The 22,436-nt window shown below is 60.1% G+C and carries 18 protein-coding genes and 1 other RNA gene; 13 read left to right on the forward strand and 6 right to left on the reverse strand.

From position 1 onward, the window contains the following. Positions 1-22 precede the first annotated feature (22 nt). Positions 23-742, reverse strand: coding sequence for a hypothetical protein (locus DHV10_RS24295; protein WP_109489019.1), 720 nt, complete (start codon positions 740-742; stop codon positions 23-25). A gap of 254 nt (positions 743-996) precedes the next feature. On the opposite strand from DHV10_RS24295, the gene DHV10_RS24300 reads away from it, so the two are divergent. Beyond that, the gene (locus DHV10_RS24300; protein WP_239462025.1) at positions 997-1,773 is read left to right on the forward strand and encodes a hypothetical protein; all 777 of its coding nucleotides are present in this window, start codon (positions 997-999) and stop codon (positions 1,771-1,773) included. Between the two features lie 15 nt (positions 1,774-1,788). Here the strand turns inward: DHV10_RS24300 and DHV10_RS24305 are convergent, their stop codons facing one another. Together DHV10_RS24305 and DHV10_RS27400 are read right to left on the reverse strand one after the other, a co-directional pair. Beyond that, a complete protein-coding gene (locus tag DHV10_RS24305; protein WP_239462026.1) occupies positions 1,789-2,343 on the reverse strand; it encodes a 5' nucleotidase, NT5C type in 555 nt (184 codons plus the stop codon). Positions 2,344-2,370: 27 nt separating this feature from the next. Continuing rightward, positions 2,371-3,159, reverse strand: a complete 789-nt coding sequence (locus DHV10_RS27400; protein ID WP_239462034.1) for a zinc ribbon domain-containing protein — start codon at positions 3,157-3,159, stop codon at positions 2,371-2,373. A gap of 105 nt (positions 3,160-3,264) precedes the next feature. On the opposite strand from DHV10_RS27400, the gene DHV10_RS24315 reads away from it, so the two are divergent. The 5 genes from DHV10_RS24315 to DHV10_RS24335 all read left to right on the forward strand — a co-directional run bounded on the left by DHV10_RS24315 (position 3,265) and on the right by DHV10_RS24335 (position 10,857). Then, on the forward strand, positions 3,265-4,920 hold the full coding sequence (locus tag DHV10_RS24315; protein ID WP_162601863.1) for an AsmA-like C-terminal region-containing protein: 1,656 nt from the start codon (positions 3,265-3,267) through the stop codon (positions 4,918-4,920). Positions 4,921-5,036: 116 nt separating this feature from the next. Continuing rightward, complete coding sequence (locus tag DHV10_RS24320) at positions 5,037-5,954, forward strand: SPFH domain-containing protein (protein WP_109489022.1); 918 nt, start codon at positions 5,037-5,039, stop codon at positions 5,952-5,954. A 121-nt stretch (positions 5,955-6,075) separates the two neighbouring features. After that, on the forward strand, positions 6,076-7,839 hold the full coding sequence (locus tag DHV10_RS24325; RefSeq protein WP_109489023.1) for an alpha-glucosidase: 1,764 nt from the start codon (positions 6,076-6,078) through the stop codon (positions 7,837-7,839). A 408-nt stretch (positions 7,840-8,247) separates the two neighbouring features. Next, complete coding sequence (locus DHV10_RS24330; RefSeq protein ID WP_109489024.1) at positions 8,248-10,035, forward strand: glycoside hydrolase family 13 protein; 1,788 nt, start codon at positions 8,248-8,250, stop codon at positions 10,033-10,035. Between the two features lie 171 nt (positions 10,036-10,206). After that, positions 10,207-10,857, forward strand: coding sequence for a D-sedoheptulose 7-phosphate isomerase (locus tag DHV10_RS24335; protein ID WP_109489025.1), 651 nt, complete (start codon positions 10,207-10,209; stop codon positions 10,855-10,857). Here DHV10_RS24335 and DHV10_RS24340 read toward each other — a convergent pair. After that, on the reverse strand, positions 10,826-11,071 hold the full coding sequence (locus tag DHV10_RS24340) for a hypothetical protein (RefSeq protein WP_109489026.1): 246 nt from the start codon (positions 11,069-11,071) through the stop codon (positions 10,826-10,828). The two genes, DHV10_RS24335 and DHV10_RS24340, sit on opposite strands and share 32 nt — an antisense overlap. Before the next feature lie 482 nt (positions 11,072-11,553). Here DHV10_RS24340 and DHV10_RS27895 point away from each other — a divergent pair, with 482 nt between their 5' ends. The 4 genes from DHV10_RS27895 (at position 11,554) to DHV10_RS24365 (ending at position 16,084) form a co-directional block, all read left to right on the forward strand. After that, positions 11,554-12,948 (forward strand): PCYCGC domain-containing protein, encoded by a 1,395-nt coding sequence (locus DHV10_RS27895; RefSeq protein WP_239462027.1) that lies wholly within the window; start codon positions 11,554-11,556, stop codon positions 12,946-12,948. Between the two features lie 42 nt (positions 12,949-12,990). Then, complete coding sequence (locus tag DHV10_RS24350; RefSeq protein WP_109489027.1) at positions 12,991-13,293, forward strand: hypothetical protein; 303 nt, start codon at positions 12,991-12,993, stop codon at positions 13,291-13,293. A 100-nt stretch (positions 13,294-13,393) separates the two neighbouring features. Continuing rightward, positions 13,394-13,747: a transfer-messenger RNA gene (gene ssrA / locus DHV10_RS24355) on the forward strand. A gap of 960 nt (positions 13,748-14,707) precedes the next feature. After that, entirely contained in the window at positions 14,708-16,084 is a 1,377-nt protein-coding gene (locus tag DHV10_RS24365) for a class I SAM-dependent methyltransferase (RefSeq protein WP_162601864.1), read from the forward strand. A gap of 5 nt (positions 16,085-16,089) precedes the next feature. On the opposite strand, the gene DHV10_RS24370 is transcribed toward DHV10_RS24365, so the two are convergent. Then, positions 16,090-16,734: a response regulator gene (locus DHV10_RS24370; protein WP_109489029.1), complete on the reverse strand. Its 645-nt coding sequence runs from the start codon at positions 16,732-16,734 to the stop codon at positions 16,090-16,092. Further along, positions 16,727-20,566: a CheR family methyltransferase gene (locus DHV10_RS24375; protein WP_162601865.1), complete on the reverse strand. Its 3,840-nt coding sequence runs from the start codon at positions 20,564-20,566 to the stop codon at positions 16,727-16,729. Before DHV10_RS24375 ends, DHV10_RS24370 begins: the two co-directional genes overlap by 8 nt. Before the next feature lie 107 nt (positions 20,567-20,673). Between DHV10_RS24375 and DHV10_RS24380 the strand changes: the two genes are divergently transcribed. The 3 genes from DHV10_RS24380 to DHV10_RS24390 all read left to right on the forward strand — a co-directional run bounded on the left by DHV10_RS24380 (position 20,674) and on the right by DHV10_RS24390 (position 22,354). Then, entirely contained in the window at positions 20,674-20,970 is a 297-nt protein-coding gene (locus DHV10_RS24380) for a hypothetical protein (protein WP_109489031.1), read from the forward strand. A 45-nt stretch (positions 20,971-21,015) separates the two neighbouring features. Next, complete coding sequence (locus tag DHV10_RS24385) at positions 21,016-21,954, forward strand: chemotaxis protein CheB (RefSeq protein WP_109489032.1); 939 nt, start codon at positions 21,016-21,018, stop codon at positions 21,952-21,954. A gap of 175 nt (positions 21,955-22,129) precedes the next feature. Next, positions 22,130-22,354, forward strand: coding sequence for a hypothetical protein (locus DHV10_RS24390; protein WP_109489033.1), 225 nt, complete (start codon positions 22,130-22,132; stop codon positions 22,352-22,354). Positions 22,355-22,436 lie beyond the last annotated feature (82 nt).

Genomic DNA, 22,436 nt, shown 5'->3' on the forward strand with positions numbered 1-22,436 from the left:
GCCGCATTCCTTTTCAGCAGCGCTACTGCGGCTTGGTCGGCGTTGACGTCGTTCCAGCGGTAGGCTTCGTCGTCCCATTCGCATTCGTCGTGGAAGCAGCAGGTTTCGCGGCGCGCTTCTTTTTGGCCGTCGTGGCCGGGGCAGGGCATTTCGGCGCGGGCGGTGGTGTTGCTGCTGCTCTCAACGATGCATCCTGCTTCTGCACCGTGTTTCTGAGATCGACGACCTGCTTCTCCTGCATATCGGCAGTCTGCTGGATCTGGTTGTCGAGAACGACGCGTGCCTTCTCGAGATCCGAAAGTGCCTGCTGCAGTTGGCTGACGTTGTCGCCGGTCCCGACCACGCGAGACGCTTCCACGACATGCACCATCACGTCGTAGAGAGCATCCACATTACGCGACAGCGGCAACACCTTCGTCAGCGTTCCCGGAGCAGAATCCGCATCCTTCAGCAGCCCCGGCAGCGTACCTTGCAGATCGCGCTGGATTGCATCGATGTTGGTCCCGGCTTCGTCGCGCACGGAACCGCGCTTCCACTTATCCAGCTTCACGTTGCCGACCGTGATCCTAACCTCGTCAAGCGAGCGCTGCAGAATATCGGAAGGCGCAGACGGCGTGAAATAGTTCGCGCCGGAATTTGCGCTTCCATTGTTCGCTGCACTGGGCGCAGTGCTCTGGGCGCTGCACCACATCGCTGCAGAAGCCAAGAGGGCAGCGACAACGAAAGGTTTCGGGATGCTCATGGGGGGATTCGCCTTCCTTTAAGAACAGCACAACAGGACCCGGGGTGCGTTTTAGCTTAAGTCCGTACCGGACAAGTATCGCCAATGGCACGGGTCTGCAACAAGTTGAATGACGTGGCCGCTTGCAATGGGTCAGGCTTAGGCGGCTTATCGAAGATTGTCTCCGGGCAACGGACAGGAACGTCCACCCATCTACAAACGAAGTGCTTACGTACTTGTTATTCCGTGCCGGAAAAGAACTTCGATGCCGGGCAGTGCTCGCGGCGTTGGTTTGCGCGCTGCTGGCCTTCCCCCTGGCAGCCCGATCCGAGCAGCTGCGCGTCCGCCACCCTGAAGGCACGCTTCACGGGTTCCTCTCCATCACTACCGACCAGGGCCAGGTGCTCGCTGCCGGCGACCTCATCGAGATTGTCCGTGGCGATCGGGTTACCTCGCGGCTGACATTTCATTTCAAAGACGGTTCTCTCGACGACGAAACGACGGTGTTCACCCAGAAGGGCGTCTTCCGGCTCATCTCCGACCACCACATCCAGCGCGGACCCTACTTCCCCACGCAACTCGATATGAGCGTAGACGTGCCCAAGGGAACCGTGGTGACGAAGTGGAAAGAAAAAGACGGCAACGAGCACGAGTCCACTGACCACATGAAGCTGCCCCCCGACCTCTACAACGGTCTGGTCACGCCCATCGTCAAGAACCTCAATCCGGATGCACCCGAAACCAAAGTCTCCATGGTCGTTTCCACACCCAAACCCCGCGTCGTCACGCTCCTGATGCGGCCGCTCGGTCCGGCGCCGTTCTCCCTCGCAGGAGTCGCACGCAAAGGCCTTCAGTACGAGATCAAGATCGAACTCGGAGGCGTCGTGGGGCTCATCGCGCCCGTAGTCGGCAAAGCGCCCCCAAACATTTACATGTGGATTGAAGGTGGCGAAGTCCCGATCTTCTTGAAGGAAACCGGCCCGCTCTTCGAAGGTGGCGCAAACCTCACCATCAACCTCATCGGCCCCGGCTGGCCCGAAGGCAAACGCTAGTTTCGGCTCCGCACGTCAGCCTGAAACACCTGCGAAATACTCCGCAATCTCCTGCCAGTCGTTCACCCGCACAAACCCTGTCGCGCCGTGATTGTGCGGTGCGGTATACAGCAGCCCCTGGCCCTGGAATCGCATCAGGTTCCGCGGCATGTCGTCGATCAGGTAATCAGCCAGCAGAATGCTTTTGTCGCCGCAGAACACATAATGCGTCGGCGGAATGAACGAGAAGTGCCGCTGCAGCCAGCGATACTTCGGGCCCAGCGAGTTGGGCACCGCCATCGCCTGTGTTGCGATGAAGATCTCGAATCGCGACGAGAGCTGTTTTAGCACCTGTTGCGCGCCAGGCATCAGCGGCAGGTCTTCAAAGAAATCCTCCGCATCCAGAAAGGCCCGCAGTTCCTGCTGCCGGTCCTGCGGAGTCACCTCCCACAGCCCCTTGCCCGACAGGTCTTCAAGTGTCACTTCCTCTTCGAATGCCTGGTTGTATCGCCGCAGGTGCTCGGCCAGCGTATCGGCCATCACCTCGTCCATGTCCACGCAGATGCGCTTCAACTTGCTTTCAGCTCCCATAGCGATTGGATCCGGCAGGCGTACGGATCACGCACCAGCCTGTCGCGGCTTGCGGATCGCTCTTCCCGTATCGGCCACCGCCGGATCAGGCTGAGCCGGCTTGGCGGCGGGCGCCATCTCTGGATCCCAATAGAGCAGCCTGCCGCAGCTGTCGCAATTGAGCAGCTGGCCTTCACGCAGTTGATTCCACACCTGCGGCCGCACGCCCATGCGGCAACCCATGCACTGCTGGTTCTCCGCGCGCGCAATCCCCGAACCCCGCTGTGCCGCGATCCGGTCGAAGCGCGCGAGCAGATCCGGCTCGATCAGCTTGCGCAGCTGCTCCCGTTCCACCGCGAGTGCCGCCTGCTGTTCGGCAATTTCCTTCTGCTGACCCGCGACGTACTCGCGCGTTTTGTCCAGCGTCCCTGCGAGTTCTTCCACCTGTTTCCGGGCTGAGGCCAGTGCCGCCTCCTGCGCCTCCGTCCGCTCCAGGCTCGCGAACTCCTCGTTCTCAAGCCGTTCAATCTCGGAACTCGCAAAGTGCAGCTCGTGCTCGATCGCCGCAGCCTGGGCCGTCGTGGTCACTGAATCCTGTTGCGCCTCGTAGCGCGTAGCCTTCTGCCGATGCTGCTCAACCTCGCGGTCCAGCTTGTTCCGCAGCGATTCTTCCCGGTTCAGCGCATCCGATGCGGCAGCCGACTGCTTCTGCATCGCCTCCAGAGCCGATTGCGCCTCGGCGATCCGTGCCGGAAGCGTTCTCGCCTGTTGGATCAGCCGGCCGCGCTCCGTTTCCACGGACTGCAGCTTCACCAGGTTCTCAATCTGCTCTTGCATGGCTGCCAAGCAGTTTATTGCATCGGCCGCGAAAGCAGAAATTCCCGCCAGATAGCTGCCCGCAGGCATCCAAGTAGAAGGATGCGGCAACGGGGGGATGCAGTCATGCCTGAGCGCAGAGCGCGGTGGCCCTACTGGGTCGGCGGAAGCGTACTCGCGTTTCTCGCTACCGTGGCCATCGTCGTCGACATCCTGGCTCATCGCGCCGAGCCCTTCGTCCGCCAGCAGGTCATCCAGGCGCTCTCCGAGCGATTCCACGCGCACGTAGAACTCGACAGCTTCCACCTGGCCCTGGGCAACACCCTCCGCGGCGAGTGGGGCGTTTGGGGAGAAGGCAAAGGCCTCCGCATCTGGCCCCCGGCCGAGGTCAAAGGCGTGGAGGTCCCCATTCCGCAGCCGCCCGTCGCGCCTCTCGTCCGCCTCGACGAGTTCCACTTCCACGCCCCCTTGCACTACAAATCCGGTCAGCCCATCCACATCACCATGGTTCGACTCAAGGGTCTGGACATCCATTTCCCGCCGCGCTCCCACATGCGCAGAGCCAGCGAACCCAAGCCCGACGACGACTCCAGCACCCCCAGCGTCAGTCTGGTGATTGATGCTCTCGATTGCACCGACGTCAAATTCACCCACGAGTCCGACAACCCCAACAAGGTCCCTCTCGAATTCGTGATCAGCAAATTCAAAGCCAAGGGCGTTCACTCCGGCTCGCCCGTCAACTTCGAAGCCGTCGTCCAGAACCCCAAGCCGCCCGGCGAGATTCACACCACCGGCGCGTTCGGCCCCTGGATGGTCGATGATCCCGGCAATAGCCCTATCCGCGGCGACTATACCTTCAAGCACGCTGATCTCTCCGTATTCAACGGCATCGCCGGGACGCTGGATTCGAAGGGCCACTACATCGGCACGCTTCGCAACATGCAGGTCGATGGTGCAACCGACACTCCCGATTTCCAGCTCGAGCGCTTCGGCCACACCATGGTCCTGCACACCGACTTCGACGCCCGCGTCGATGGCACCACCGGCGACACGTGGCTCAAGTCCGTGAACGCCACGATGGATAGCTCGCACTTCACCACCAATGGACAGATCGTGCGAGTGCTCAAGCCTGGAGACGATGGCCGCATGCACAGCATCGGTCACGACATCGCGCTCAACGTCAACGTGGACCGCGCCCACATCGAAGATTTTCTGCGCCTCGCGACCGACTCCCCCGTGCCCATCCTCGCCGGCGGAGTGCAGGTGCAGGCGCAGCTCCACATCCCTCCCGGCAAGCAGTCCGTCATCGATCGAATGACCCTGAAGGGCAACTTTCAGTTGAACGACGCGCTGTTCACCAGCCTTACGGTGCAGAAGAAGATTCGGGAACTCAGCTTGCGCGGCCAGGGCAAGCCCCAGGAACTCAAGTCGGCTGAAGACGAGAAGATCAAGTCGCAGGTGCAGGGCGATTTCGACCTGCGCGGCGGCGTGCTCACCATCCCCAGGGTCACGTACACCGTGCCCGGCGCAGATATTCATCTGCACGGCACCTACCGCACCAAAGGGCAGACACTCGACTTCACCGGCACTGCCAAGATGCAGGCGTCGATTTCCAAGATGGTCGGCGGCTGGAAAGGCTTCCTGCTCAAGCCTGCCGATCGCTTTTTCCGCAAGAACGGCTCCGGTGCCGAAATCCCCATCTACATTGCCGGTACTCGCGACGATCCGCACTTCGGCTACAACGGTGGCGGCGGCACCCATCCCGAGCGGCCCGACCGGTAAATAGCCCGAACGTTGCAGCGCTTCCGCGTGCCCGAGCGCCTTATGTTCACGTCTGCTCGCGCGAAAGCTGGGTATAATCTCCGCAACATCCAGTTATCAGATTTGCGGAGGCTTCTATGGACATAGTCGCCCTTGTCCTGTTGATTGCTATCGGCTTCATCGCGCTCATCACCATTCTGGGCAGCTTCTTCACCGTGAGCACCTCGCAGGTGGCCGTCATCACGCGCTTCGGCAAGTTTCTGCGCGTGGCCGAAGCGGGGCTCAACTGGAAAACTCCCTATATCGATCGCGTGGCCGGCCTCGTCAGCCTCCGCGTCAACCAGATCGCGCTCACCATGGAGACAAAGACCAAGGACAACGTCTTCGTCACCATCCCGATCTCGGTGCAGAATCGCGTGCGCCCCGAGCGGGTCTACGACGCCTTCTACAAGCTGTCCGACCCCGTCGCACAGATCAAGTCCTACGTCGAGCAGGTCATCCTCGGCCACGTCCCAAGCATGACCCTCGATGAAGTCTTCGCATCGCAGTCCAGCATTGCGGCCGCCGTGAAGCAGGAACTCGATTCCGACATGGCCGCCTTCGGATACGAGATTGTGAACGTGCTGGTCACCGACATCGTTCCCGACGCAAAGGTAAAGTCGGCGATGAACGATATCAACGCCGCACAGCGCGAGCAGGTAGCAGCACAGGCTCGCGGCGAAGCCGACAAGATCCTGGTCGTCAAGAAGGCCGAAGCCGAGGCGGAAAGCAAAGCGCTTCAGGGGCAGGGAATCGCCAACCAGCGCCGGGCCATCGTCGAAGGCCTGCAGACCTCCATCGAGCAATTCCAGAAAGCGGTCGACGGAGCCACTCCGCGCGACGTCATGCAACTCGTGCTGGTCACGCAGTACTTCGACACGCTGAAGGCCATCGGCGAGAACGACAAGACCAACACGCTGTTCGTCGCGCACTCGCCCGCCGCCGTAAAGGAAGTCTCAGACCAGATCCTCGACTCGATGCTCATGGCCCAGAGCGCCAGCGTGATGTCGCGATAGCGGAAAGCCGCCCTCTAAATCCGTCATGCCTTCCAGCCGTGCGCTGTGATACTTTGGCCTGTTCACGCCGCAGCCGCATTGACGAGTTGCGGAACCAGAACCCGCGCACGAGGGACCTGCAATGTACTGGACCAAATCTGCCGTAATCGCCGCCGCAATCCTCGCCTTCACAGCCACCGCGCCTTCCACCTCCATCGCCGCCGCGCAATCTACGTCGACAACCATAGCTCAGGCCATCAAGGACCAGCCCACCGGCCCCGAGTGGTGGCGGCACGCGGTCATCTACGAGCTCTACCCGCGCAGCTTTCAGGACTCGAACAACGACGGGGTCGGCGACCTGAAAGGCATTACCTCGCGCCTCGATTACCTCCACGACCTCGGCATCGACGCCATCTGGATCACGCCCATGTATCCCTCGCCCGGCATCGATTACGGCTACGACATCTCCAACTATGTCGCCATCGATCCGCTCTACGGCTCCATGCAGGACTTCGACAACCTCGTTGCCGAGGCGAAGAAGCGCGATATTCGCATCATCATGGACTACGTCATCAACCATACGTCCGACAAGCACGAGTGGTTCATCGAGTCCCGCTCCTCGCGCGACAATCCCAAGCGCAATTGGTACGTGTGGCACGACGGCAAGGGCCAGACTGCAACGGACAAAGGCCAGCCACCCAACAACTGGCAATCATGGTTCGGCCACTCGGCCTGGCAGTGGGACGAGAAGACCCGTCAGTACTACTACCACTACTTCTACGTCGAGCAGCCTGACCTGAACTGGCGCAACCCCGAAGTCCACAAGGCCATGGACGGGGTGCTCGATTTCTGGATGCAGCGCGGTGTCGCCGGCTTCCGCATCGATGCTGTCTCGCGTCTCTTTGAAGACCCGCAGATGCGCGACGATCCATATCTTCCCGGCCACAATGCCTACGGCGATCGCAACATCCAGCACAAGTACACCGACGATCTTCCCCAGGTACATGACGTGTTGAAAGAAGTGCGCAAGGTCGTCGACAAATACCCCGGCAATCCTGTCCTCGTCACCGAAGCCGACGAGCCCAACGTGCAGGCGCTCACCAAAATGTACGGCAACGCCGACGAAGTCCAGTTGCCCATGGACTTCCAGATCGCCGACGTCAACGAGCTCTCCGCGCCGCGATTCAGGGAGCTTTTCCATCAGATAGAGAACAACTCCGCCCACGGCCAGCCTGAGTTCTTCTTCTCCAACCACGACCAGCGCCGTCAGTGGGACCGCTATGGCGATGGCGAACACAACGACCAGATCGCCAAACTCATGGCCGTCCTCGAACTCACCGCGCGCGGTACGCCGCAGATGTACTACGGCGAAGAGCTCGGCATGCGCACCACCGATCCCGCGCGCGTGGAAGATGTACACGATCCCATCGGCAAGCTCGGCTGGCCCAAGGAGAAGGGCCGCGACGGCGAGCGCACACCGATGCAGTGGGACGCAACGCCCCAGGCCGGCTTCACAACCGTGCAGAAACCCTGGCTCCCCATCCCGCCAACGTCGACAAAGTACAACGTCGAAACCGAGAGCAAAGATCCCGACTCCATCTACAACGCCTACAAGCGTCTTCTCTCGCTGCGCAAGACGGAGCCGGCCCTCCGCGACGGCGCCCAGATCGGCATCAACAACGACGATAAGGATGTCTTCGCCTTCGTCCGCACCACCGGCGACGCCAGCATCGTCGTGGCCCTCAACATGAGCGGCAAGCCGCAGAAGATCGCGCTTGACTGGAAGAGCATCGGCGTGACCGGAACCAAACTCGCGCCGCTCTACTCCTCGCCGAAGTTCAGCACCGACTCCGGCGACCGCCTCGAACTACCCCCATTCGCCGCCCTCGTAGCCAAGATCGAATAACTCCCTAACCCGCATCCCGGGTGCCCCATCCAAGCTCTGCTTGGGTGGGGAACGATAAATTCAACCCTCCACAATCCCGGGTGCCCCATAGCCCGCCCTGAGCCTGTCGAAGGGTCTCCCGCTGTTGGAGACATGGGAAGCCACAAACTTCCCAGGCCACAATAGCCGGGTGCCCCATCCAAGCTCTGCTTGGGTGGGGAACGAGAAATTCAACCCTCCGCAATCCTGAGAACATGGGGACCACAATCTCTCCCGCACCCCCTCCCCGCAGCCGCACTTTCAACTCCCGCCGACCCCTCCTGCTGTGGTAGTTTGGCCTGTTCACACCGTTGCCATTTCCACGAGCACGGAAACGGGGCTCGTCGACCGCTGTTTTCTCGCGCTGCCCCAGGAACATAAGGAGACGCAATGCACTGGACCGGAAGTCTTGCAATCATCGCCGCAGCCGCAATCACGCTTGGAACGGGAACCCTGAAAGCTGCCGCCCAGGAATCCTCCAGCGCCGCAAGCGAAAAGAACTGGTGGCGCAACGCAGTGTTTTACGAGATCTACCCCCGCAGCTTTGGCGACGCCAATAACGACGGCATCGGCGATCTCAAAGGCATCACCGCTCACCTCGACTACCTCAAGGACCTCGGCGTCGACGCCATCTGGCTCACGCCCATCTACCCCTCGCCGCAGGTCGACTTCGGCTATGACATCGCGGATTACATGGCGATCGACCCGCAGTGCGGCACCATGGCCGATTTCGACCGCCTCATGGCCGAAGCCAACAAGCGCCACATCCGCGTGCTCATGGACATGGTCATGAACCACTCCTCCGACAAGCACAAGTGGTTCCTGCAGTCGCGCTCATCCAAAACGAATCCCTACCGTGACTGGTACGTCTGGCACGACGGCAAAGGCGAAACCGCAACCGACAAAGGCCAGCCCCCCAATAACTGGCAGTCCGTCTTCGGCGGCTCCGCATGGGAGTGGGACGACAAAACGCGGCAGTACTACTACCACAAGTTCTATACGCAGCAGCCGGACCTGAACTGGAACAATCCCAAGGTCCGCCAGGCCTTCAAAGACATCATCGCCTTCTGGCTCAAGAAGGGCGTGGCCGGCTTCCGCTTCGACGCCATCACCACCCTGTTCGAAGACCCAAACCTCGCCGACGAAGGCGTAGTCAAAGATAAAAACGGCAACCCCGAAATGCGCAACGGCGAGCCGGTTCTCGAGAATGTGAAAACCGACAATCTCCCCGGCGTCCATGATGTCATGGCCGAGATGCGCGCCGAATCCGACAAGTTCTCTACCGACAAGTATCCCGGCACGCGCGTCTTCATCGGCGAAACGTACCTGCCCAACATCGCCGAGCTCCTCAAGCAGTACGGAACGCCGGAGAAGCCGGAGTTCCACCTTCCCATGGACACGCAGCTTCTGCTGGTGAACAAGATGGACGCGACCGCATTCCGCGCCAAGCTCGAAGATGCCGAGAGCGAACTGGGCAGCAACGTCCCGCTCTTTGTATTCGACAACCACGACAACCCGCGCATCGACGCCCGCTACGGCGACGGCGTCCACGACACCGACATTCAGCGCGTCATCTCCACCGTTCTCTTCGCCAGCAAGGGCGCCGCGCTCTTCTACCAGGGCGACGAAATCGGCATGAAGACCACTCCGCCGGCCCACAAGGAAGATGTAAAGGATCCCGTGGGCCTGCGCTTCTGGCCGGAGTACAAAGGCCGCGATGGCGAACGCACACCGATGCAGTGGACCCCCGGGCCCAACGCTGGTTTCGACAGCCCCACCGCCAAGCCATGGCTCCCCGTTCCCGGCAACAACTCCACCATCAACGTGCAATCAGAGAAGGCCGACCCCAAGTCGCTCTACTCCTGGTATCACTCCCTCATCGAGTTGAAGAAAAACAATGCCGCCTTCGCCCAGGGAGCCGATACCATGCTCGATCGCAACAACAAGAATGTCCTGAGCTGGAAGCGGCAGTCCCCGGGTGTACCGCCGGTCATCATCTGCGCCAACTTCACCGCAGAGCCGCAATCGGTCGATCTCGTCAGCCAGGGCATTCCCGAGGGCGCCATCACCACGCTGCTCAAAACGCCCGGTGGCTCCGACCCCTCCACGCTGAAGCACGTCAACCTCGGGCCGTTCGGCGTCTACATCGGCCAGCTTCAGTTCATGATCAGCCACTAAGTCGATTTTGTTCTCGCCTCGGCGGTGGCTCTGCTTATCGGAGCCGCCGCCTGCTTTTCGCTCCTCTCCGGCCTGGCTCGACAGTGCCTGCGGAGCCGCACTAATATGCTGAAACGTCCTCTTCAGCAGGGCGACCGATTTTCGAGATCAAGTTCGTCAGGAACAAACAAAATGGCAGAATCGACTCCCGAACGCGCAAGAATTTTTCAGGCTGCTCTCGCCGACCATCTTCAAATCGTCAAGGCTCTCAACGACCAGCAACGCGTGCTCGACCAGATCGCGTCCGAGATGGTCCTCGCCGTCCGCATGGGCGGCAAGATCCTCTGGTGCGGCAACGGCGGCAGCGCCGCTGACGCGCAGCACCTCAATGGCCAGCTTGTCGTTCGATTCCGCCACGACCGCGCCGGCATCCCCTCCATTGCGCTCTCCACGGATACGTCGATCCTTACCGCAGCCAGCAACAACTACGGCTACGAGCACATTTTCCAACGCCAGGTGGAGACTCTGGCCCGCAAGGGCGACGTCGTCGTCGCGGTGTCAACGTCCGGCAACAGCCGCAACGTATTTCTGGCCCTTGAAGCCGCTCGCAAAATCGGAGCCGTCACCGTCGCCTTCACCGGCAAGGGCGGAGGCCTGATCGCGAAAGCCGCCGACTTCCTGTTCGAGGTCCCTTCGAACGACACGCCCCGCATCCAGGAGGCGCACATCCTGGCCGGCCACATCCTGTGCGAGATCCTCGAACTGGAACTTACCCAGACTGCTGCCGTTCCTGGCCAGAACGGAGCCGGACTTAGAAGTCCTCTTCCGTCTCGTTCTCTGTGAGATTTGGGAGAGAATCCGGAAAATCATTGCCCGCATCCTGAAGCCGCGAGAGCGTTTTCCGGTAGAACCAGGCCGCAGCCAGACCCCCCACAACCGCGGAGGCGGCAGCAATCGCCCCAACCCGGAGCCAGCCCTGGGGAGCAGTACCGGGCGTTGCCGCGCCCGCGGTGGACGCGTCCGGCTCCGAACTGGATGATTTCAAGGTGTTTGGCATCAAGCGGCCTGATCCCAGCAATTTTCATTCTAGCTGCAACCTGAGGCAACCAAAGGCTCGGCTTACGTGTCCAACTGGTCAGTACGGCCAGCGTCCCGCATGGCGAGAAAATATCGATTTTTGTATTTGCTCAAAACGGAATCTATAGTATCGTGTAGATATTCCGGTGATGGAGAGTGGTCCTCCTGATCACGCCAAAGCTGGAAGTAGTTTGCGTCACTGGCCTCCCGGCACGAACAGCAAAACGTTCGTGCCGTCTTTTTTGCTCTGAACCCGCCCTTACCCCGTTCCGCCGCGTCCTCCTTTTCCGTTGCAGCCAGTTTCTCCCGCCGACGGCGACTCGTTCCCACCCTGCGTCCTGCTGCGGGAAAAATCCGTCCAAACCAAAACCGCCTAGGTTGGGTAAGCGGGCCCGGCCTTCCCAGCCGACTGGCCGCTCTTTTCCAAGTCGCTCAGACGAGCGCAATCCACAACGGAGACCAATGCGCTTAGTCCTCTCAGCCCACGTCGCGACCCGAGTTGGCCTGATCGCGCTGGCACTTCTACCAGGTTCTCTGTGCGCCCAGCAAAAGAGCCCCGCGACAAATACCTCCGCTGCAGAGACGCTGCCCTCCGCTCCCCAGCCCATCATCGAAGCCGCGGATTCCGATTACCCGATTTCGAACCCGCGGCTCCCGAGTACTGAATCTGGCCTCCTTCCGCAGCAGACGTCTCCCCAGCAGCCCGACGAGAAAACCCGCCGCGACCTCGCCGAAGAGCAGCTCAAGGCTCAGGAGAAGCAGCGGGTCATGGGCGTGATGGCCACCTTCAACACAACCACCAACAAGAACGCCGTTCCTCTTGCGCCGGCGCAGAAATTCAAGCTCTTCTTCAAAAGCGCCACCGATCCCTGGCCGTTTCTCCTGGCCGGCTCGGTAGCAGGCATAGGCCAGGCCACCGACAGCTATCCGGAGTGGGGCCAGGGCGCGCAGGGTTACGCCAAGCGCTTTGGCGCTGCCTATTCTGACGCCTTCATCGGCAATTTCTTCGGCAATGCAGTTCTGCCCACTCTTCTGCATGAGGATCCGCGCTACTTCCAGAAGGGAACCGGCTCCCCCGCAAAGCGCTTCCTCTGGGCCGCGAGCAGCACCTTCTGGTGCAAGCGCGATAAGGGCACCTGGGGTCCGAACTACGCCAACGTCGGCGGAAACCTCATCGGGGCGGCCATCGCCCGCGCCTACTATCCCGCGACCGAGCGCGACTTCGCCGACGTCATGACCGATGGCCTCACCGTATCCGTCGAAGGCATCGTTGGCGCCGAGCTCATCGAGTTCTGGCCGGACATCGTGCGCCATCACAAGAAGAAGGCCGCTCAGCGCACCCAGCAACAATCAGCGGATTCCGTCTGCAGCCCGCAAGAGTCTAAAATGTCCGGGAGAGCACCTGCGCACATGATCCTGAAAAGCAAACTGTTCCTCGGCCTCGCCGTCTCCGCGCTCACCGCTGCCAGCTACGCCCAGTGGTCAAACCCGGCGAATGAAGTCCCGGCGTACCATGCCGCCGCTCCGCTGAAAGTTTCAGCGCTGCCGCCGATCCTCGCAGGAGCCAAGCTCACCGGAGAGCACTTCCAGTACCCCTGGCAGGTCCACGTCTACCAGCAAGCCGCCAAGGTCGGCAACGTGCTCTACCAGCTCCCTTGCAACTGCCGCTGCGACCGCGCCCTCGGCCACACCAGCCTCCGCAGCTGCTACGAGGGCTATCACGGCACCGAGTGCTCCACCTGCGCGCAAGAGGCCTTTTACGCCTACGCCATGACCAAGGCCGGCAAGACCCCCGCCGAGATCCGCGCCGGCATCTCCCAGCACGCCTACGAGCAAATCAACCTCGAACAGCAGTAAAGCGCCTGCGCATCTTCATCGCGATTCGCATCTGAACGATGAGTGACAACGAGCGCGCTCAGAACTTATTCAGCTCCCTGGCAAGGCGAACTCATCCTCGCCTGCCGCAAATGCCAGAAGAAGCTTAGCGCCCACAAGCATCTCCACCCGCTCGCAAAGCTGAAAAAGCTCGTCAAGCGTCACAACAGAGAACATCCAGACCGCCCGCTGCACGTCATCAACGTCCCCTGCATGGACCTCTGCCCCAAAGACGGAGTCACCGTCTGCCGCCCCGCTCGAGATCCCGATCTGCTTTCAATTCTGCGCAATACCGAAGACCTCCGGCTGCTTGCCCAATCCCGGTAAACCCGACCGGAACTGCAGTAGAATGGACAATGCAGCACGAGCCAGCCGGCCGGCTCGCACCGAACTGCGCTTCTGCAACATCAAATGAAGTGCAGCAATTGGGGGCGTCACGGTTTCGACGGGATCGATTGCGGCATGGGAGGCATGTCGGGGTGTGGGCACCCGTAATCGCCTGCAAGAACAAAGTTGCCAACGACAATCTGGCACTTGCTGCTTAATTAACTAAGCAGCCGTCTCTCGCGGCTTCGCCTATGGGCTGCGAATCAGACGTCATTCAGTAGGCTGGTGGCTGCGGCTCGGTCCGTGTTGCAGCCATAAGATCATCGGACTAGCTTCCGGCGCATCTTGTCCGTTCTGAGCGCCTGAGGCGAAAACATGCGGAACTGGACTGAGCATGGATTCTCCCGGCTGACAGCGATTTCGGACGCGGGTTCAACTCCCGCCGCCTCCACCAACTTTCGCCCAAAGGGCGAAAGTTGTCCCGCAGAGGCCTCGGCGAAGGCGTACAGCAGCTTCCAATCAGTGCGTTTCCCTAGTGCTTTCAACCACGTTACGGTGGATCCTGCTCTGGAATGCAGACTAGATTAAGTACGTCTATCTCCTTCAAAGCCTCGACCGCCAACATCACTACACGGCATCACCGAAGACCTCGTCTCTCTCGCCTCTCAAAGCACAACACCGGCGAAGTGAAGCACACTTCACTATTCCGCCTTGGCGGGTCCGGACCTACATAGCTTTCGCCGATGAGAATCGTGCTACCGCCTTCGAAACATATCTGAAATCGGGCTCCGGGCCGGGCCTTCGCTAAGAGACACGCTTTTGAAGAATCATTGTCAGTCGCAGTTCAGCCGGCGTTTGACCCTGCTCGACAAAGCTGCAAAGACCGGTCGAATCACAAGCCATCCTCTCTTTGCCTATGCAATAATCCCGCAGTGCCCATCGACATCTACGCTGCTGCAATGGCGGCTGACCGATTCCCCGGTTCCGAACGAGTCGTCTCTTTGCTCGGGTCCGCTTTCTTTTTCTGGATGGCAGTGAGGGGCGTGAAAAAGGGCGAGGTCGAACTCGGATTGGCTACTTTCAGTAGGCGACGTCATGGGTCAATCCTCTTGTGGTTCGGGATCTTGATGAATGTTGCAATTGGCATAATGTGCCTCCTGGGTTCTGTCTTCGGGCGTGACATCTGGAGATAACTCCATGGAACTCTTGTGTACCTCTCACGTACTTGAAAGCCGCGTTCCTTGCCCTTGAGCGTTTCTCGCGTCGTCAAAAATCAACAACTTTCTTAGACCAGTGTGGCTAGATAATCCGGGGTGGACCAGAAGCTGGCTTTAAACCTCACATCAGCTCGATGAGGTCCCTCCCCTATACTGGCCCTAATTCAAATCTCTGATCTGCGGGTTGAACCATGAACGTGAAGCGTCCACCCCGTCTGGCGGCGGTGAGCCTGTTGTTGCTCGTCCTCCCGGCCCTTGCGCAGCAGCCTGCCCCCGAATTCATGCCGCTTGAAGCTGCGGAACCCACCCTGCAGGCGTTTGCCGGTTCACTGCCCCCAGAGCTCCAAACCAACGTTGCCGGCTGGTCCGACTGGGTCAAGGCTCAGGATGTTTCGATCCGCGAGCGCCTGGTCAAAGGAGAAGACGACACCCTGACCAACCTGTTGCGCTGGGGAGTCACCTTCACCGACGAGTACCAGATCAACCGCGAATACCTCGCCAAATACGGAACCAGCACGCTGGTCAACGCCTTTGCCGACAAGCGAGCCAACGACCTCGTCCGCGCGCTCGCGGCTCCGGGCTCCAGCCAGGGTATGCAGCAGATGCGGGCATTCCTCCTTAAGCAGGGCTACTCGTTCCGTACCCCCAGAGAGCGAGCGCGCGTCAAGCAGCATCTGCTCGACAACCTCGCTCGCATGCGCGATGAGTTCGCGCAGTTCCGCGAGAAACTCAAGACAGCCGACAGTGCGGAGGAAGGCAATCTGTACGCCGAGCGGGGTATCTCGCTCGATTCAAATCTCTGGCCCGACTACGCGCTCGACCGCAGCCTCTCCGAACTCCTCGACGCCGGACTGTTGAAGCGCGGAAGCATTCGCAAAATTGCGGTCGTCGGTCCCGGACTTGATTTCGCGAACAAGGACTTCGGGAACGATTTCTATCCGCCTCAGTCCTTCCAGAGTTTCGCCATTCTGGACTCGCTGGCACGCCTCGGCCTGACCGATCTCGCCAACTTCGAGCTCTACACGCTGGACATCAGCCCGAGCGTGAACATCCACATCGCCGCAACTCAGAAGACCGCGACGGCCGGCAAGCCCTATGTCGTGCAGTTGCCCTGGAACAGTTCGGTCCCGTTCAGTCCGGAGTACTTCGCAGCGTTCCAGCCGTGGTGGCAGCAACTGGGCAGCCGTATCGGAGCCGCCGTGAAGCCGGTGCAGGTCCCGGGCAAAGTGGCAGATGACGTCCAAATTCGCGCCGTGAGCATCCGCCCGGAGATCGCGCGCCGTGTCACCCCGATCGACATGAATGTCGTGTTCCAGCGCTTGCCGTTGAAAGATGAGCAGCGTTTCGACCTGATCATCGGGACCAACATCTTTATCTACTACGGACCCTTTGAGCAGTCGCTTGCGCGCGCCAATCTGGGCGCGATGTTAAAGCCAGGCGGCATTGTGCTCAGCAATGACATGCTATCCGGCAAAGTGCCTTCCCGCCTTGTCGAAGCTCATCGAACAGACATTGTGGTCAGGTCGAACCCTCAGATTGTCGAGCACGTATTCTGCTATCGACGGGAGCCATAGCGTCGTCAGCTATTCACAATCCCCTGCGACACCGCGAACCGCGTCAGCTCCGCGATGCTCCGCAGGCCCAATTCATCCATCAGGCTATTGCGGTGAAACTCCACCGTTTTCGGCGAGATTCCCAGCGAAGCCGAAATCTGTTTCGTTGACTTGCCCTCCGCAACCAGCTGCAGCACCTCGCGTTGCCGTGGAGTCAACTTGGTTCCAAACATCTCAGCCGGATTCTGCTTCGGATGGAGGCTCGACAGACGCGCAGCCTCAGCGCCAGCGTGCGGAGTCACATAGAACCGGTCCTCCAGCGCCATCTTGATCGCCGAAATCAGTTCATTGGTGGCGGATTGTTTTGCCACGTACGCCTTTGCCCCAGCCGCGAACGCCGCATGCAGATACGCGGGCGCGAGCTGCTGCGTCACGAACACAATCTTCACCGACGGCAGCATCTTCACGAGGCGATGTGCCGTTTCAATTCCGTTCAACTCCGGCATGCCCACGTCGAGCACCACCACATCGGGCTTCAGCTGCTGAGCCTGCTCCAGCAGAGCGCGCCCATTCGGAGCAGTGCCAACCACTTCAAACTCCGTTGACAGCAGGCGAGCAAGCCCCTCCAGCATCAGGGTATGGTCGTCCGCAATCATCACACTCTTATTCATGCAGATTCGCAGGGACGTCCACCGTAACAGTCGTGCCCTCTCCGAGTTTCGAAGCCACTTTCAGCACTCCGCCCGCAAGCCGAGCGCGCTCCTGCATCGAAATCAGCCCGAGACCGCGAGCTTCCGTATCCATCTCCTGATCGAAGCCGATTCCGAAGTCCATCACCTTAAGTTGCAGACGATCGTCTTCGCCCGCCAGAACCACCTTCACATGCGTCTTCCCGGCGTGCTTTGCCACGTTGCGAAGAGCTTCCTGCGCGATCCTGTATAAAGCAGTCGCGGCTACTTGAGACCAGCTCTCCGGCAGGTTCTGCGTCACGTAGGTCGCCGGCATGTTTTCCCGCTCGCCAAATTCGCTTACCAGTGCCTTCAGCGCGGCCGAAAGACCCAGATCATTCAAAATCGCCGGGTGCAGGCGATGCGAGATCTGCCGCACATCGGTATTGATCGCCTGTATCTGGCCCTGAGCGTTCTCGATCTTGGCTCGATTCTCCTTCGTGGCATCCTCCACGCGGATATCGTGCAGCAGCATCTCAAGCAGGCTCAGGCGCTGGCTGATGTCGTCGTGCAGTTCCCGCGCAACATGCTGCCTTTCTTCTTCCTGAACGCTGAACAGATGAGCGGTGAGCCCGCGCAGCTCTTCCTGCGTGCGGTTGAGCTTGCGCGCCGCAACTTCGATTTCGCCTTCCAACGCCTGTTTCTGCCGCGAGATCAACTGCTCGGCTTCGCGCCGCAGAGTGATGTCTTCCATCATCAGCAGTAGAACGCGGCTTCCGTCCGTCGAGAGAGAGCGTCCTTTGATCAGCAGGCTCTTCGGCTGCCCGGTCGTCGACTCGTGCTCAAACTCCATGGTCGATCCCATCGTCGAGTTCATGAGCTGATCGAGTTTCTCTGTAACCCGATCGAGTCCCCACAGCAGTCCCACAAGATCAGGGAAGGAACGGCCCTCAAGCTCCTTGCCGGGAAGCTGCGTGAGCTGCCGAAAGGCTGTGTTGTGCGTGCGGATCGTGCAGTCCCGGTTCAGAACGACGATCGGCACCGGAACGCTTTCGACCAGGGAACTGGCGAAGTCGCGCGCGTCGACCAGGTGCTGCTGGCTTCTGCGCAGCTGATCGATGTCGAGCAGGACTACCACCAGGCCTTCAATCTTGTTGTCAGAGGTGCGGTAGGGGCGTACGCGGAGCAGGTACCAGCGGCCTTCGCGGTCCTGCACCTCAAGCTCGCGGGTTCCCAGCGTCTCCAGAACATCGTGCAAAATCGGCTCAATGTTCTCAAGACTTAACTGCAGTCGAATCTCGCTGATCGATCGCCCGATGTCTGTCGAACGTACGCTGAGCAGCTTCTGCATCGGAGGCGTGAATTGCCGTATATGCAGATCGCTGGTGAGCATCAGCAGTGGGATGTTGACGCTATTCAGCAGGTTGGTTAAATCGTTGCCCGTCTGCGTCAGCACGTTGTTGCGCTGCTGCAGCTCATCGTTCACAGTCTGCAGCTCTTCGTTCGCGCTCTGCAGCTCTTCCTTCGTCGTTTCGAGTTCTTCGTTGGTGCTTTGCAACTCCTCGTTCGCCGACTGGATCTCCTCGTTTGCCGAGACGAGTTCCTGGTTCCGCGCGTCCCGCTCTTCCACCAGCGATTGCAGATGGAAGCGCGTGGACGTCAGATCCTGCCTCAGCTGCGCAATCAGCCGGTCTTTCTCATCCGGAGCAAGCTGAAGATGCGCAGGCTGTTCGCTCGTCTTGAACGCTTCGCCTTTCGCAAGCGTCTGGAACAGAATCAGAAAGCTGCGCGGCCGCGAAGAGGCGCTCGTAATCGGCAGCACGTCAATCTGGATCTGCTGCTCGCCTGTCTGCTCGTCGACAAGTGTCGCCACCGTAGTAGCTGGAATGTTTTCGTGAATCGAGCGCTGCAGGGCATTTCGAACATCGGTAATCAACCCTTCCCGCAGCACGCGAAGAAGGCTCCACGTCACTGCTCCCGGGGTGATGTCCAGAAACAGCGAAGTCTGCCCGCGCGATTGAAGCACGTTCATGCGATCGTCGACAATCAGCCCCGGCGGCCCGAAGCGCGCCAGCACAATGCGGTCGGCAGCGCGCTGCAGCTCCAGCTCTGGCCACACGTTGTTCTCCGTCTCCGCGAGGGCGTTTCTTGAAACGCCGACGGTCTGCGCGATCGCATAGTGACGAGGCGGCTCGAAGTGGTAGGGCAGGTTGTTGCCCGTCTTCATGTAAATCTTGTGCTTGCGGTCTACCGTGTTGAAGACCTCTCCGTAATCACGCAGCCCTTCCGACATGCCCAGCAGCATGTAGCCGCCGGGCTCCAGCGCATAGTGGAAGGTGAGCATCACCTGCCTCTGCAGCGCCTGGTTGAAATAGATCATCACGTTGCGGCAGGCCAGAATGTCGATATGCGAAAACGGCGGATCGTTCGCCAGGTTCTGTCGCGCAAAGATGCAGGTGTCCCGAACGCGCTTTGAAACCTGGTATCCGCGATCCACCTTCACGAAATACCGGCGCAGCCGCTCCGGCGTCACTTCGCCGGCCACCGTCTCCGGGTACACTGCGATGCGCGCCGTCTCGACAGACTCTTCGCTCGCGTCCGTCCCAAAAATTTGAACAGGGGTGTCGAGGCTGTTCTGCGATAGAAACTCCAGCACCGTGATCGCCAGCGAGTACGTTTCTTCACCCGTGGAGCAGCCGGCGCACCAGATGCGGATCGGCCTTTCCGCGGCGCGGTCCTGCATCAACGTCGGCAGCACATTGGCGCGGATCGAGTCCCAGAAACCAGGATCGCGGAAGAACCGCGTCACATTGATCAGGACATCTTCCTGCAGCGTCCGCAGCTCGTCCGTTCTTACCTGCAGGAAACGCAGATACTGCGAAAGATGATCCATGCGAAGCAGCAGCATGCGCCTCGCGATGCGCCGCCGGATCGTCTCCGGTTTGTATTGCCGCAGATCGAGCCCGGAAAGCCCGCGCAGGAGCTGAAGGATCTTCTGATATGACTGTTCATCGTCCGGAGATACGGCGCCGTCGTCGAGCGAGCGCACCTCGGGCCGCGCAAACTGGTGCGCCAGCCGCGCCAGCTCAATCGCAATTTCACCCGGAGGGATGATCAGGTCCACGTGATCCGCCGCTATGGAACTCCTGGGCATCCCGGCCTGCATCGCTGAGTCCGGGGTTTGGACCAGCGCGATACCGCCCTCGCCCTTGATGGCTTTCAGTCCAAGCGCGCCATCCGAATCTGCTCCCGAAAGCACCACTCCGATGGCATGGTTCTTTTGATCGGCGGCCAGGGAATAGAAGAACCTGTCGATCGTTTTGTGGATGCGCTCGCGCTCCGGTGGCGGTTCCACGCTGAAATGCCCCTCACGCAGCGTCACCTCCTGGTTCGGCAGCAGGATGTAGAGATGGTTCGGCTCGGGCCGCACGCCATTCTCTACCGGAGACACTGGCATCTTTGTCTCGCGCTCCAGAATCTCCGACAAGAAGCTCTTCTGATCTGGCGCTAGATGCGTCACCAGAACGAACGACATCCCGGTGTTCGCGTCAAGATTTTCAAGTATCTCTTTGAATGCCTGCAAACCACCGGCCGAGGCGCCGAATCCGACGACAGGGTAGGGAAGAGATGGAGACTGGTTCTCTTCAGAAACAGCCTCAATGGCCAGCGCCGGCAAAGAGGGAGTCGAAGTTCCGCCGGTGGAATCGGACGATCCGTTCCCCCCATCCGCAGTCAGTTGGGCTGAGATCGCATCCCGATCTTCGGCCTCATTCCGGGTGCTAGAGCCTTGCTCGTCGCGCTCAGTATCCTCGGGATTGATTGCATCACTATTCATGTGCATTCCAGTCAGAACATAAGCATAATACTTTCGAACTCGCGCAGCGCGACTCAAACAAGCCTCACAGTCGCCGTGTGCATCCAAGGTCAGATTCGGAGGTTTGCATGTGCGCAGACCAGCACCAGAAAAATGCCGAACTCATCGACCAGACCAACACCATCGGGATTGAGTTCCTGCGCACCGACATCGAAGCAGCCCTCACGTTCATCCAGGTTGCGGAGACCAGCAGTTCGCCGGAAAACCGCGTTCGCAACTACGGCAACGCCCTCGAAGGCTATCGCACAGTGCTCCACTTCCTGCCCAGGGTTCTGCCTAGTCCTGATGAACTTGCAGATATGCAAGCAAAGCTCGAGCAGATTAAGACCAAGCTCCAGCAAGCCGGATTTCCTGCAGGCGATTAGCTTTGATTTGACAGTGAATCAGCCACGCCTTGCATCCAACTCCGGATGCCTGCACGCGACATCATCGTCATAGGCGGTTCCGCCGGCGGGTTTGACGCCATTCGACGATTAGCAGCAGGGTTTCCCGCCGACCTTCCCGCCGCCGTCTTTGTCACCATCCATGTGACAGGTAAGAGTGACGGCATCTTGCCCGCGATCATCACCAGTGCCGGCCCCCTTGTGGCGGTACATCCCACAGATGGTGAGCCAATCAAGCCTGGAAAGATCTTTGTCGCTCCGCCCGACTACCACCTCGTCATCCGCCAGGGCCACGTTCATCTCGGTCACGGACCGCGTGAGAACATGCAGCGCCCCTGCATCAACGCCATGTTCCGTTCCGCCGCAAGTTCTTACGGAGAGCGGGTTGCCGGAGTGCTGTTGAGTGGCCTTCTCGATGACGGTGCTGCGGGCCTCTGGGAGATCCAGCAGCACCACGGCACCACCGTCGTGCAGGAACCGGAAGAAGCCACATTTCGTTCTATGCCAGACAGCGCGATTCGCGGCCTGAATGTCCAATACATTGTGCGCCTCTCGGAGATGGCGCCTCTGCTTACGAGACTTGCGATGACACACGAGACAAACCCTTTCCAGCAGCCAACATCGACGTCTTCAGAAGAAGGAACCACCCAGACGTGTCCCGAGTGTGGAGGTGTAATGACTGCCACCCGCATGGGCGACCTCATCGAGTTCCGCTGCCACGTCGGCCATCGCTTCGGGCTCCGCACCCTGCTGGAGCAGAAATCGAAAAACATCGAGCGCCTCCTGGAAATGGCGCTGGCCCAGTCAGAGGAACTCAGCCGGGCAGTGAGAAGCGCGATCGATCATCCGGATGGCGAAGACCGGCAGGATCTCAAACAGGAACTGCATCGCAGAGCGCACGAACAGGAGGTTCTCCGAAGCCTCTCGGCAACCCCCCACGATCCGGCCCAGACTGAAGCTGGCTAACGCCAACGTCGCAACGAGAGTATGCTCTAAAAGGGCGCGCCTCATTTTCAGCGTTCCCTATGCTCCCTACCCGGGCCCTTAACGCCAGTCAGCGTTTCACTGCTGGCAGCTGCCGGTTAACCAGCCGGACCATGGCTACCGTTGCAAACGCTCCACAACTGGAATCGAGGGAAACATGCGTTCCGATTTGGTCTACGCAGCGGGTCTGCAGGTGCACAATCGCTTTCTTCTGGCTTCGGCGGTCATGCGTGCAGTTCGCAAAATGCACATCGATGCCACTCGCACAGAAGACACCATCAACCGGGTGTTCTCTGAGGTGTCCAAAAGCGGCGAGCTCGTCCACAAGCTGCCCGAGGTCACGCCCCCGCCAACCATTGACACCCTGCTGATTGTTCCCTGAGCGAAAGCCGCGTGCATCTTGTTCAGATTGCATGCCGCGGCTTTCAGCATCGTGAACTCCCGGTACCGGTGATATACTAGAG

It is taken from the genome of Occallatibacter savannae (assembly GCF_003131205.1).
Taxonomy (GTDB): Bacteria; Acidobacteriota; Terriglobia; order Terriglobales; family Acidobacteriaceae; genus Telmatobacter; species Telmatobacter savannae.

What these genes read in the sequence shown, in the direction of transcription:
- DHV10_RS24325 (WP_109489023.1), top strand. Translation starts at nt 6,076, where the DNA reads ATGTACTGGACCAAATCTGCCGTAATCGCCGCCGCAATCCTCGCCTTC.
- DHV10_RS24375 (WP_162601865.1), bottom strand. Translation starts at nt 20,566, where the DNA reads ATGAATAGTGATGCAATCAATCCCGAGGATACTGAGCGCGACGAGCAA.
- DHV10_RS24390 (WP_109489033.1), top strand. Translation starts at nt 22,130, where the DNA reads ATGCGTTCCGATTTGGTCTACGCAGCGGGTCTGCAGGTGCACAATCGC.
- DHV10_RS24295 (WP_109489019.1), bottom strand. Translation starts at nt 742, where the DNA reads ATGAGCATCCCGAAACCTTTCGTTGTCGCTGCCCTCTTGGCTTCTGCA.
- DHV10_RS24340 (WP_109489026.1), bottom strand. Translation starts at nt 11,071, where the DNA reads ATGCCAAACACCTTGAAATCATCCAGTTCGGAGCCGGACGCGTCCACC.
- DHV10_RS24335 (WP_109489025.1), top strand. Translation starts at nt 10,207, where the DNA reads ATGGCAGAATCGACTCCCGAACGCGCAAGAATTTTTCAGGCTGCTCTC.
- DHV10_RS24370 (WP_109489029.1), bottom strand. Translation starts at nt 16,734, where the DNA reads ATGAATAAGAGTGTGATGATTGCGGACGACCATACCCTGATGCTGGAG.
- DHV10_RS24385 (WP_109489032.1), top strand. Translation starts at nt 21,016, where the DNA reads ATGCCTGCACGCGACATCATCGTCATAGGCGGTTCCGCCGGCGGGTTT.
- DHV10_RS24305 (WP_239462026.1), bottom strand. Translation starts at nt 2,343, where the DNA reads ATGGGAGCTGAAAGCAAGTTGAAGCGCATCTGCGTGGACATGGACGAG.
- DHV10_RS24320 (WP_109489022.1), top strand. Translation starts at nt 5,037, where the DNA reads ATGGACATAGTCGCCCTTGTCCTGTTGATTGCTATCGGCTTCATCGCG.
- DHV10_RS24315 (WP_162601863.1), top strand. Translation starts at nt 3,265, where the DNA reads ATGCCTGAGCGCAGAGCGCGGTGGCCCTACTGGGTCGGCGGAAGCGTA.
- DHV10_RS24380 (WP_109489031.1), top strand. Translation starts at nt 20,674, where the DNA reads ATGTGCGCAGACCAGCACCAGAAAAATGCCGAACTCATCGACCAGACC.
- DHV10_RS27400 (WP_239462034.1), bottom strand. Translation starts at nt 3,159, where the DNA reads ATGCAAGAGCAGATTGAGAACCTGGTGAAGCTGCAGTCCGTGGAAACG.
- DHV10_RS27895 (WP_239462027.1), top strand. Translation starts at nt 11,554, where the DNA reads ATGCGCTTAGTCCTCTCAGCCCACGTCGCGACCCGAGTTGGCCTGATC.
- DHV10_RS24330 (WP_109489024.1), top strand. Translation starts at nt 8,248, where the DNA reads ATGCACTGGACCGGAAGTCTTGCAATCATCGCCGCAGCCGCAATCACG.